This is a genomic window from bacterium, assembly GCA_020444065.1.
Classification (GTDB): Bacteria; Sumerlaeota; Sumerlaeia; order SLMS01; family JAHLLQ01; genus JAHLLQ01.
Window position 1 is genome coordinate 353,727 of the sequence record JAHLLQ010000003.1, and the last position, 11,387, is coordinate 365,113.

Below are 11,387 nucleotides of genomic sequence, written 5' to 3' on the forward strand. Positions count from 1 at the left end.
CGAAGGCGCGGCGAGCAAAAAACCCGCCGCGCCGATCATTCCGTTTGCTTTCAGCCCTCGGCTTTGGCGCCGACCTGAATGCGGACAAAGTCCGTGAGTTTGACCTTCACGCCAACCGCCTTGCTCAACTCCTCGACGACCTGGACGACGGTCTTGGAGGGGTCCTTGGCGTAGGCCTGGTCAAGGAGGCAGTTGTCCTTGTAGAAGGACTTGATCTTGCCGTCGACGATCTTGGGGATGATCGCTTCGGGCTTGCCCTCGTTGCGAGCCAGAGCGGCGAAGATTTCGCGCTCCGCATCGAGGGTCTTGTTGTCGACCTGGCTCTCGTCCAGGAAGCGGGGGGAGAACGCCGCGATGTGCATCGCGATGCCGCGGAGCTCTTCGATGACGGCCGTGCGCTTATCGTCGGCGACGCCGCCTTCAACGTCGGCGGCCAGGAGGACGCCGATCTTTCCGGGAGGGTGAACGTAGCCGGTGACCACGTCGCCGCTGACGCGGGCGTAGGTGCTCAGCTCGATCTTCTCGCCGATCTTGGTGCGGACGTCGTCGACGGCGGTCTGGACGTTGGCGCCGCCTTCGAGCGTAAGCCCCTTGAGCGCTTCGAGGTCGGCCGGCTTGTCGGCCAGTGCCTGGGCGGCAATCTGCTTCACCAGGGCAGCGAACTCTTCGTTGCGGGACACGAAGTCGGTCTCGCAGTTAAGCTCTGCCACGGTGCCTTCGGTGCAATCGGGGTTGATGGCCACGGCGGCCAGACCCTCGGCGGCGGCGCGGCCTTCGCGCTTCGCTGCCTTGGCAATGCCGCGCTCGCGGAGGACGCGGATGGCATCTTCCATGATGCCTTCGGCTTCTTCGAGTGCCTTCTTGCACTCCATCATGCCCACGCTGGTCTTGTCGCGCAGCTCTTTCACCATCGCTGCCGTAATCTCAGCCATTGATCTGATCCTTTATCGGAGAATCGCCCGCCCTGCGGATGAGGCAGGGCGGGCAGTCGATGTTTTCTTTGATTATTCGCTGGTGCCGGGCTGGGGGATGCCAGCCGGCGGTGGCGGAGGCGGAACCTGGCCTTCGGCGGGTGCGGGTGCGGGTGCCGGTGCCGGAGCGGCAGGCTGCTCGCCGCCTTCCTGGCCCTGGTAGACCTTGAAGCGCTGCTCGAGTTCCTCGGCGGACAGGACGCCGCCTTCGGCTGCGGGGGCCTGCTGCTCTTCGGCGTCCGAGAAGGAGCCTTCGGAGACGGCCGCGCGGCCTTCGCGCGAGGAATCGCTGATGGCGGTACACATCAGGCGAATCGAACGAATGGCGTCGTCGTTGCCCGGGATCACCCAGTCAATCTCGTCCGGATCGCAGTTGGTGTCCACGACGGCGACGATGGGGATATTGAGCTTCTTGGCTTCCTTGACGGCGATCTGTTCCTTGGACGGGTCGACGATGAACATGACGTCCGGAATGCGATCCATCTTCTTAATGCCGTTGAGGTTCTTCTTCAGGGCGGCCATCTCACGGGAGAGGGCTGCCTGCTCTTTCTTGACGTACTGATTAATGGTTCCGTCGTTGAACATCTGCTCGAGCTCGATCAGGCGCAGCACGGAGCGACGAATGGTTCCGAAGTTGGTCAGCAGACCACCGAGCCAGCGGTTGTTCACGTAGTGCATCTCACAGTTCGTGGCCGCTTCTTCGATGATGTCTTTCGCCTGCTTCTTGGTGCCGACGAACAGGACCGTGGAGCCCTGGGCGACCTCGTCGCGAACGAACTTGGTGGCGTCGCGCAGAAGACGAAGGGTCTTCTTGAGGTCGATGATGTAGATTCCATTACGCTCGGTGTAGATGTAGGGTTTCATCTTCGGGTTCCAGCGCCTGCTCTGGTGCCCAAAGTGAACGCCTGCCTCGAGCAACTGCTTCATGGTGACGTTCGACATGGAGTTACCTCTCCGTTTGGTTTTTTCCTCCGCCCTCGTCATCTGCGCTCAGGATTCGCGTCGGAGTCGACCCGCTGCGAACACCCCCGAGTGCATCGGAAGGGCGTGTGGATTCTTCGCTCGACCGCGCAATCCGGCCGAAACGGGCGCTGTTTGTAGGCAAGAGGGGGGGGCACTGCAAGGGGAATTCGGCGGCGACAGGGCGTTCTCATTGCCCCAGGCTCTTCGTTGCGCGGCGGTCGGCTGCCTCGGGGCGCATACCGTGTTCGTGCTCAGCGGAACGATGCTCGTTTGTCTCATCGAGTTCGTTGCCGGCTGGAAGCCGGCGCTCCCAGGAAGGGGGGATTGGAGCGGTTCAAATTCAGGGTTGACAAAACGGGTCGAGCCCGGTAGTCATAGCGCTATGACTGAAATCCGGACAATGTTGCAAAACATGGTGCAAGAAAGTAAAAAGCAAGAGCAAAGCGCTTCAATCTTCTTTCGCCGGTTGTCCGTACTCTTCTACGGAAAGGACGTATGATGACGCCCCCATATTCTCCCCAGAGGTCTTTGTTTCGAGTCTTCTCCGGTTTCGGCGCGGTGCTTGTGGCGATGTCGCTGGCGGCTGCCGGGCAGGCCGGTCCGCTGATAAACAGCGTTCGCACGGATAAGGCGCAGTACAGGACGGGCGACAGCGTGACGGTCACGGTGTCCCTCACGAACACGCTGCCGTACACCTGGAATGGCGAGGTCGGGGTCTATCCGCGGCACCTGGGCGCCGGGTTGGGGTTGGACCAGCAGCAGTCGGTTCGGCTGCGCAAGGGGCGTTCGGCGACGTTCAACTTCACGTTCAATGTGAACTCACCGGACGACCGGGGTTACCTGGCGGAGGTCTGGTGCTGGCGGGATGGGGTGGCGACGGATCGGGGCTCGACGGCGTTCGATTTCTCGAGCGACTGGACGAAGTTCCCGCGGTACGGCTTTCTGACGCAATTCAGCGATCCGACGGATGCGGCGGCCATGATCGATCCGATGCGGGACCACAAGATCAATGCGGTGCAGTTCTACGATTGGTCGGACGAGCACCACATCAACTACAAGCCCGGGTTCGATTACTGGCAGGATATCGCAGCGCGCGATCCGTGGAATTCGAGGTCGAAGACGATCGAGCTGATCGACCGGTGCCATGATTACAATATGGCGGCGATGGTCTATCAGCTGATGTACGGCGCGTACGACGAGTACTGGAACGACGGCGTGCAGCTTTCCTGGGGATCGTTCACGCACTGGGAGTCGACTCAGTACGATCCGAGCGACCAGGATCGGTATGAACTGAACATCTCGGGTTGGGAGACGCCGCGGATCTATTTCTTCAACCCGGCGAGCCAGGGCTGGCGCGATTGGATCGGCAGCGACATCGCGTACGTGTTCAGCCAGTTCGATTTCGATGGCTGGCACATCGATACGGTGGGGGATCGCGGCGAGCTGTACGACTGGGACAAGAACGCGTTCACGCTGGATGCGACGTATGCCGGGTTCGTGAACGACATGCGGTATCGCTTCGGTTGGGACAAGTTCCTGGCGATCAATACAGTCTCGAATTTCGGCGAGTCACTGGTGGCGCAAAACGCCGAGGTGGACGTGATGTATTCGGAGCTTTGGGGTGAGTCGGACGAGGATGATTTCTTCGACATCAACGCGACGCTGAATAACATCCGCGGCAATACGCTGAAGAGCAGTGTCCTTGCGGGGTATCTGCATTACGATTACGCGAAGGGCTTCTCGTCATCGAATCCCGGGTACGTGCGCGAGCCGGCGATGTTGCTGGCGGACGCGGCAGTGTTTGCGTCGGGCGGCTGGCACATCGAACTGGGCGACGGGTTGAATGTGCTGACGAACGAGTACTTCCCATCGCACAACCTGATCATGTCGACGGACCTGAAGGCGAAGGTTCTGGACTATTACAACTTCGCGGTGGCCTACGAGAATGTGCTTCGGGACAACGTGTGGGACGGCAACAAGCGCGTGGATTACGATCTGGGCGGTTCGATCCCGAGCGGTTACGACGGGACGGCGAATCGTGTGTGGAAGCTGGCGAAATGGCGCGGTGGGCTGGACGGGGCGAATTACTACGACATCGCGCACCTGATCAATCTGCTGAACACGAGCGACACGCGCTGGCGCGATCCGGACGGGACGAATGTGACGGTGCCGTCGGTGGTGACGAACAAACCAGTGCGGGTGTACTTCAACGATTCGTGGGGAACATCGAAGGTCTGGTACGCGAGCCCGGACTTCGAGAACGGCAAGGCGGTCGAGGTGACGGACTACACGACGAACTGGGACGCCAGCCAGGGCCAGTGGTATGTGGAGTTCACGCTGCCGGAGTTCCAGTACTGGACGATGATCTGGCTGGAGCGGCATTTCTGAGCCAGGGAAGTACGGGAATTCGCTAGATTCACCACGAAGTCACGAAGAGCACGAAGAAGAAGTCGAGAAAGCGCGTGCATTGACATGCGTACGTGGCGGGCTTAGGGTTTTCGAGGAGGAGTGCGATGGAATCCTCGAAACCCAAGCCCGCCCATCCGTATCGCCGCAAGGCGATCCTGCTTACGGTGTTTGCGCTGGGGATGTTCATTGTGCTCTGGCTGGCGGTTCTCCGGCCGAGGTTTCTGTCAGACGATTATTTCCCTTCCGGCACGAATCTTCAAGTCTCGATCGGTGAGTCCATCGCATCTGGACCCCAGAGCGTGGAAGAGATCAGCGCCGGCCCACACGTCTTCCCGGTCGAAGTCTCGGCTTATGTGCATCGGGAGCATCAGCCCTGGGAAACCTATATCGAGGTTGGCGCAGAAGGCAGTGTCCAATCGATTATCATGCACTGGTCTGAGAACGATCAGTTCTGTACCCTGCACTGGAATGACGGAGGCGGGGTACGTGTCCATCTCAGTCTGCTGAATGGTGGGGCCCAAGGGGCATGGAGGCGGACGGATACGGGTGAGTGGGAGGAAGCCGCGCCAGAGTTCAGTCAAATCAGTGACCTTCCGCCGGAGTTGGAGAATGTCGCGGAGGAGATTCGAGAGATCGGTGAGGCTTCGCGAGAGGTGAATTTCGGACAGAGCCGACGGTACTTCTGGATGATCGGGACCAAAGGGATCCGGTCTAGGACCTGGGGCTTCTCGCGGCGCTTGAGCACTCATCGCCACGATCGCTTCCCCAGGAAGGGTGAGCATAAGGACCTGGCTCAATATGCGGTGAAGATCTTGGACAGCGTGGTGGAGGAATATGGAGATCAGGATGTAGCTGAGTGGTTTGCAGATATTCCAGCTCAGATGCCAGGATCGAGCGAGAGTTCCAGCTCGGCCGAATTGCACGAGGGTAGTTGAGGATTGCCATGGAACCGGAGAACGGCAAACCCGCCCATCCGTATCGTCGCAAGGCGATCGTGCTTATTGTCTTCGGCGTGGGGACGTTGCTCTTGCTTTGGTTTGCGGTACTGAATCCGCGGATTCTGAGCGATGAGTTCTATCCGAAGGACTCCGACCTGGAGCTGATGGTCTGGGAGGAGCCGCCGTGGCGGACGAAGATCGACTACGATACGCACTATGGTCCACAGAGGTTGCCGGTTGATTCGTCGGTTTCCATTCAGCATCGCGACCTTCCATGGCACGTTCAGGTCTGGGAGAATTCGACCGGGCAGATCGGCTTCGTCGTTTTCCAGTGGATTCAAGATGATCAGAGATGGGACTTGATGATTAACGACAAGGGCCGGGAAGTCCTGAGTATCTATCTCTACGATACAAAGGTAGTGGGGGGATGGGCGCGGAATCGCGGGGACACCGAGTGGGTGAGGGGAACGCGCGACTACTACCTCATCGAGGAAATCCCGCCTGACTTGGAGGCCCTCGTCGAGAAGGTGCTCGAGGCGTGGAGGCCGATGGAGCGAAACGACTTCGGGCGCAATCGCCGATTCGTTTGGGTCTTGAGAGGGGATGGCCTGGCGGCCGATATTGGTGGGATGGTCCCGGATTGGGCGCAGCCTCGCACGCATCAGCGTTTCCCGCGGAAGGGCGAACACGGGGATCTGGCCGAGTATGCGGTCGATTTGTTGGATGCGGCCATTCAATGCAATGGGGATGAGGATCCGGCGAAGTGGTTTGAGCACATCCCGCCGCCGACGCCCTCCCCAACGCCGGTGCCGGTGACGCGAGAGGATTGAATCTCACCACGAAGACACGAAGAGCACGAAGAAGAAGTTGTGAAGGGGGTCGGGCATGATCCGGGAGAGGCAGGAGAGGCCCGCGGGGAGGAAAACCGGAGTGCTCTCGAGTTTCCAGGGCGTTCCATTGTGCCAAGATCGAGGCGCGCAAGGCCGCGGCCAAAGGGAGCGTACCGATGTACGTGACCGAGGTCGCTGACCGCAGCGCAACGAGGAGACTGGCACAATGGGACGCCCTGGGGGGGCGACAACAGGGTTGCCTTGACAAGCCGGGGAGCCGGGCGGAGCATTCACACTGCTCTGATTTGTCCTTTTTCCCCCGAGGTTTTGTCTGACGATGAGTTCTCTGTCGAACTTGCGCCTGAATGTCCGCACTGGTCCCTTGAAAGGGCGCGCTATTGATATGAATACGGATCGGCTGACGGTCGGTCGCGATCCAAGTTGCGATCTGAAAATCGACGATCCGAAGCTGTCGCGCATTCACGGGTTCTTCGAGTTCGTGAATGGCGAGCTGTATTTCCGCGACAATCACTCGACCAATGGTTCATCAATCAATGGCGAGAAGGTGGCGACCCGGAAGCTAACGGTCGGCGATCTGATCAAGCTGGGCGGCACCGAGATGGCGCTGCTCGAGGACAGCGATTTCAACACCATCCAGTTCGTGCAAAGCGAATCGATGGTCACGAGCGTGCTGAACACGGCGTCGGTGAGTGCCGATGCCTTGGCGAATAAATTCTCGCAGATTTTCGACTACTATAAGGACAATCAGCCCGAGATCAGCCCGATCGAGCAGGTGGAACTGGTCCGGACGCAGCGGCTGGTGAACAGCCTGAAGTCGCTGTACGGCGTGACGCAGAAGATGTCGCAGTTGTTGCCGGTGCACGATCTGCTGGAGGTCATTGCGAACGGTTTGTTCGAGGTCTTTGGCGGCGCGGAGAACTTGGTGATTCTGCTGTACGAGGAAAAGAAGGGCCAGTTCCTGCCGCGGTATGCGTCGACGCGTGATGGGGACAAGGATGAGGAAACGACGATCAGCACGACGGTCTTGAACCAGGCGGTGAAGGACAAGGCGACGCTGGTTGCGAACGACATCGGCAGCGATTCGCGTTTCGCCGCGAGCGAATCGATCGTGGGGTTCGCGGTGAAGGCAGTGATCTGTGCGCCGCTTGTTGTCGGCGATCGGGTGCTGGGCGCGCTGTATCTCGACAACCGCCAGCGCAATATTCACTACGACGATCTGGACGCGGAGGTCGTGACGGCGTTCGCAAACCAGGCCGCGATCGCGCTGGACAACGCGAGGCTGTGCGACAATCTTCAGGAAAGTTACCACCAGACGTTGCAGGCGCTGGTGAAGGCGATCGAGGCGAAGGATGCCTATACGATGGGCCACACGCAGCGCGTGAAGAAGTACAGTCTCGGCATCGCGCAGGAGATGGGCTTCGAGCAGGACCATCTGCGCAAACTGGAGATGGCGGCAGAGCTGCACGACATTGGCAAGATCGGCATCAAGGAAGGCATCATCAACAAGCCGGGCGGCTTGACCGATACGGAGTACAGTACGATCAAGGCGCACGTGGAGATGGGCGAGAAGATTCTGGGCCCGATCGGTTATCTGCGCGAGCTGTTGCCTTGGATCCGCGGCCACCACGAACGGTGGGACGGCTCGGGTTATCCAGATGGGTTGAAGGGCGATCACTGTCCGCTCGAGGCGCGCATTCTAGGCGTCGCGGATTCGTTCGACGCGATGACGTCGAAGCGTTCGTACAACAAACCGATGACATACAACGAGGCGCTGGATCGGATTAAGGAAGGCGCGGGAAAGACCTACGATCCGGAAGTTGTCGTGGCGTTTGAGACGTACGTGACGGAATTGTTGCGGCACACGAGCGGTGAATTGGGTGTCGATCCGACTCCTTCGCACACGCCATCGCATTACGCGGCGCAACCGACGGCCGGGATCGCGGATCCGCCGACGAGTCAGTGATTCGCTTCCACGCATGTTAGACAAGAAACGAGCGCCCAGGCGATTGCCCGGGCGCTCTTCATTTGTTCCGGTGGTTGGAGATTACCTTTGTAGTCGGATTCGGTACGATTCGTCGGCGCCGTCTTCGAGTCGAACGTGGCGTTCCCATCGATCGTATCCGGGCTTCTCGATCATGATGTTGTAGTCACCGGGGGCGAGTTCGAGTTTGAGAGGCGTGCGGCCTTCGTAGTGGCCGTTGACGTAGACGCGGGCGCTGGTGGGCCAGGTCTTGAGTTCCAGTTCTGCCGGGTCGTCGTAGTGGCGGCTTTCGTAATGATACCGATCGCGGCCTTCGCGGTAGTAACCGTCGCGGTCGTAAGGTTCGCGCCACCATCCATCCCCGGTAATTGTGATCGTGTGCCAGTCGCGCCCGAATGCGGGAGCATGCCAGGGCGGGCGGGGGGAGACTTCGATGCGAAGCTGCGCGTTGGAGCGGGCCTGGGCCTTGAGTTCGGCTTCTTCGCGGACGAGCTGCTGAGCATCAGTCTCGGCCTGCTTCTGAAGATTGTTGAAGAGCGCTTCGGGGGCCTGCTCGCGAATCGGGAAGGCGTCGCCGCCGCGGCTGGGGATGCCGTACCCGGAATGGACCCACCCGTAACGCTGCGTGGTGGCGACGGCGTAGATTGTGTCGCGCCCGGGCGGACCATCGGCAACGAGTCGATAGCTGCTGTCCGGCAGGCGATAGGTCACGCCGGCTCGCACGCGATTGTCCGGATCAAAGCGATTGGGGAAAATCTGGCGCGTGATGCCGGAGGGGTCGGTGCTGAAAATGTAGATGTAGGAGTTGCGGTCGACCCGGAAGTAGACGCGGACGTCTTCGCCGATCCAGTAGCGGCTTTGATCGGTCCACACGTCGACATCGATTCTGCCTGGCCTGTAGTTGGGCGGCAGGGGATCGACGACAATCCCACGGGTGGAGACGTCGGGTTGGAAGCCGCGGGTCTGATCCTGGCCGATTTTCAGTTGGTTGTCGGCCGGTGCCTGGGCCTGGAGGACTGAGGCGGCCAGCAGCAGGAGTATCGAAAGGGCGGTGAAGGTGCGCGTTCTCATGATGGGCCTCCCGATTGGGGGGATATTCCCGGATGTCCCGGGTGATCCATTGGACAAGGACGGGTTCAAAAAGGTTCCCGACCAGCCGGTACATATACTGCTCCCGCTTACTTCATCTTCCTCCCGGGGCCTGGAATGCGTCAACTCCTCGGCACAATTTACCTGAGCCAAATTTGGATGGCCGCCTCTTCGGCAGCGTTCGTGGCGGTGTGTGCACGTCTGCTGGGCGTGGACTTACCGGGCGCTGTGTACTGGCTGGCGTTTGTCGGAACGTGGTTTGTGTACGTCGTGGACGCGGGGAGGGGCAATTCTCAGGAGGACTGGCGGAATCAGCCGCTGCGGGCGGAGTTTTTCGCTCGAAACCGCGTGGCGGTGGGGGCGGCGCTGATGGCGGCGATCCTGACGGTGCCGTGGGCTATCGGGCGGCTGCGACTGGATCCGGCGGCGGACTTGCTGCTGCTCGTGCTGGGGCTGGTGGGGGTCGGGTATGTCGTTGCGTTGCTGCCGTGGGGTGGGGAGCGCCGGACGCTGAAGCAGATCGGCGCGGCGAAGAGTATCGTCATCACGATCGCGTGGGCCATCGGTGGGCTCGGCGTGCCGCTGGCGTTGGGACATGCAAACGGCGCGGGACGGGCCGCGCCTCTGTTTGGGATGGCGGCGTTCTTCACGCTGCTGCTGTTTCTGGATACGTTGGCGCTGGACGATCGCGACCGCCGCGGTGATGTGCGGTCTGGCGTGGCGACGGCGGCGACGGTTCTGGGGCGTTGGACGCGTCCGGTCTTGGAGGCAGGGACGGCGCTTGCGGGATTGTTGTGGCTGGTGCAGGTGCGCGGCGGCGACGCTCGATGGTTGGCGATGGGCGCGACGTGGCTGGCGTGGGCGGTTGCGGTGCTTCTCCATCATCGATTGAAAGAGCGTGAAATTCCGTGCGGCGTGGCGATCAGCGCGTGGCGCTTTGTGGCGTTGGTTGTGCTGCTGATGGTGTGATTCAGTTGCCCGGCAACCACATCGATTCGTTTTGCCATGCGGCGCAGAAGGTTTGCGCGCGGCGGCGGAGTTCGGCATCGGCGTTAAGCAGAAAGAACACACGCGCGGAGTAGGCGCTGCAGCGGACGGCGTCGATGGTGGAGAAGCCGTGTGTCTCGAGTTGCGCGCGGAGCGTTTCGATTTCCTGAAGGTGTCCGCCTTTGCGGCGCGTCTGGTGGTGATAGACAACGACGGGGCGTTGCGTCGGGCCGGAGAGGGCGCACAGTTCGTCGACGGTGATGCTCTTGCCGGCGTTCTTGAGTGTTGGCGAGTACGTGTCGGGCGCGAGTCCGTTGTCGGGGTCGGCGAAGACGATGTCAGCCTTTGCAAGTTTTGCGAGCGTTCGCCTAAACCAGTCTTTGCGCGCGGCAAGGCGATCGTTGCTGCGCGCAACGGTGGGGTAGAGGTCGGATGCGTATCGTGCGCGAGGAAGGAGGCGCGCGGCCTCGAGTGCCGCAATGCTCCGGTTGTTGCTTGTGACGATCTTCTTGAGCGCGTCGAAGAGTTCCGGATCACGGGCGCGCCACTTGTCGGGGTCGTGCAGGTAGCGTGTGTGGCGTCCGTCGTTGGTCTTTTCGGAGGGATCGGCGTACAGCCACCACGCGATGCCAAATCGTCGATCGGTTCCGGCGAGTTGGCGCAGCAGTGCGAACTTCATGTAGTCGCCGATGTCGCCGGCGTATCGATCCTGCATGGGCGATTTCCTGTCGGGGCTTTGCGCGTGCGCGGCATTCTTGCACGACGTCTCGCGGGATGAATCGGACGGCGAGCCAGATGAGGCCCGGGACAATGATGACGTCGTCCAGCACACCGAGGACGGGAATGAAGTCCGGGATCAGGTCGAAGGGCAAGGCGATGTATGCCAGTGCTGCGCCGAGAAGGATCTTCGAAATTCGGGGAGTCCGGGGATGCTTCGCGACGCATCGCCAGACGTGGATTTCCCGTTTCAGGCGTGTCGAGAGCTTCTCCTTCTGGCGATTTCGGGGCGTCATGGGGGTTAGCTGTAGGAGCGGGGTTAGGGGATGTCAAGTCGGGGGGCATTCTTCGGAGTTGCTCTGCGGCATTGGGAAATGCGCAGAAGCTGGCCGGGGTCAGCGCGAAGTTCGAGCTGGAAATGGACTTCGACAGCGTGCCGATTCTGTGCGAACGCCATGGGCTGACGTTTCCGGCTATGTAG

The 11,387-nt window shown here is 60.8% G+C and carries 9 protein-coding genes; 5 read left to right on the plus strand and 4 right to left on the minus strand.

Features of this window, described 5'->3' with window-relative positions:
• Nucleotides 1–50: 50 nt before the first annotated feature.
• The gene (gene tsf, locus KQI84_09225; protein MCB2155056.1) at nt 51–932 is read right to left on the minus strand and encodes a translation elongation factor Ts; all 882 of its coding nucleotides are present in this window, start codon (nt 930–932) and stop codon (nt 51–53) included.
• A 72-nt stretch (nt 933–1,004) separates the two neighbouring features.
• Nucleotides 1,005–1,913, minus strand: a complete 909-nt coding sequence (gene rpsB / locus KQI84_09230; protein ID MCB2155057.1) for a 30S ribosomal protein S2 — start codon at nt 1,911–1,913, stop codon at nt 1,005–1,007.
• 516 nt (nt 1,914–2,429) lie between these two features.
• On the opposite strand from rpsB, the gene KQI84_09235 reads away from it, so the two are divergent.
• The 4 genes from KQI84_09235 to KQI84_09250 all read left to right on the plus strand — a co-directional run bounded on the left by KQI84_09235 (nt 2,430) and on the right by KQI84_09250 (nt 8,095).
• Nucleotides 2,430–4,322, plus strand: coding sequence for a glycoside hydrolase family 66 protein (locus tag KQI84_09235; protein MCB2155058.1), 1,893 nt, complete (start codon nt 2,430–2,432; stop codon nt 4,320–4,322).
• A gap of 125 nt (nt 4,323–4,447) precedes the next feature.
• Nucleotides 4,448–5,278 (plus strand): hypothetical protein, encoded by an 831-nt coding sequence (locus KQI84_09240; protein MCB2155059.1) that lies wholly within the window; start codon nt 4,448–4,450, stop codon nt 5,276–5,278.
• An 8-nt stretch (nt 5,279–5,286) separates the two neighbouring features.
• A complete protein-coding gene (locus KQI84_09245; protein MCB2155060.1) occupies nt 5,287–6,111 on the plus strand; it encodes a hypothetical protein in 825 nt (274 codons plus the stop codon).
• Between the two features lie 337 nt (nt 6,112–6,448).
• Complete coding sequence (locus tag KQI84_09250; GenBank protein ID MCB2155061.1) at nt 6,449–8,095, plus strand: HD domain-containing protein; 1,647 nt, start codon at nt 6,449–6,451, stop codon at nt 8,093–8,095.
• Nucleotides 8,096–8,176: 81 nt separating this feature from the next.
• On the opposite strand, the gene KQI84_09255 is transcribed toward KQI84_09250, so the two are convergent.
• Entirely contained in the window at nt 8,177–9,184 is a 1,008-nt protein-coding gene (locus KQI84_09255) for a DUF4384 domain-containing protein (protein ID MCB2155062.1), read from the minus strand.
• Nucleotides 9,185–9,361: 177 nt separating this feature from the next.
• Here KQI84_09255 and KQI84_09260 point away from each other — a divergent pair, with 177 nt between their 5' ends.
• Entirely contained in the window at nt 9,362–10,171 is an 810-nt protein-coding gene (locus KQI84_09260) for a hypothetical protein (GenBank protein ID MCB2155063.1), read from the plus strand.
• Between the two features lie 551 nt (nt 10,172–10,722).
• On the opposite strand, the gene KQI84_09265 is transcribed toward KQI84_09260, so the two are convergent.
• The gene (locus KQI84_09265) at nt 10,723–11,202 is read right to left on the minus strand and encodes a DUF1232 domain-containing protein (GenBank protein MCB2155064.1); all 480 of its coding nucleotides are present in this window, start codon (nt 11,200–11,202) and stop codon (nt 10,723–10,725) included.
• Between the last annotated feature and the right edge of the window lie 185 nt (nt 11,203–11,387).

Excerpts from the sequence above, each read along its gene's own strand:
- KQI84_09255 (MCB2155062.1), bottom strand. The coding sequence starts at position 9,184 with ATGAGAACGCGCACCTTCACCGCCCTTTCGATACTCCTGCTGCTGGCC.
- KQI84_09250 (MCB2155061.1), top strand. The coding sequence starts at position 6,449 with ATGAGTTCTCTGTCGAACTTGCGCCTGAATGTCCGCACTGGTCCCTTG.
- rpsB (MCB2155057.1), bottom strand. The coding sequence starts at position 1,913 with ATGTCGAACGTCACCATGAAGCAGTTGCTCGAGGCAGGCGTTCACTTT.
- KQI84_09240 (MCB2155059.1), top strand. The coding sequence starts at position 4,448 with ATGGAATCCTCGAAACCCAAGCCCGCCCATCCGTATCGCCGCAAGGCG.
- KQI84_09260 (MCB2155063.1), top strand. The coding sequence starts at position 9,362 with ATGGCCGCCTCTTCGGCAGCGTTCGTGGCGGTGTGTGCACGTCTGCTG.
- KQI84_09245 (MCB2155060.1), top strand. The coding sequence starts at position 5,287 with ATGGAACCGGAGAACGGCAAACCCGCCCATCCGTATCGTCGCAAGGCG.
- tsf (MCB2155056.1), bottom strand. The coding sequence starts at position 932 with ATGGCTGAGATTACGGCAGCGATGGTGAAAGAGCTGCGCGACAAGACC.
- KQI84_09265 (MCB2155064.1), bottom strand. The coding sequence starts at position 11,202 with ATGACGCCCCGAAATCGCCAGAAGGAGAAGCTCTCGACACGCCTGAAA.
- KQI84_09235 (MCB2155058.1), top strand. The coding sequence starts at position 2,430 with ATGATGACGCCCCCATATTCTCCCCAGAGGTCTTTGTTTCGAGTCTTC.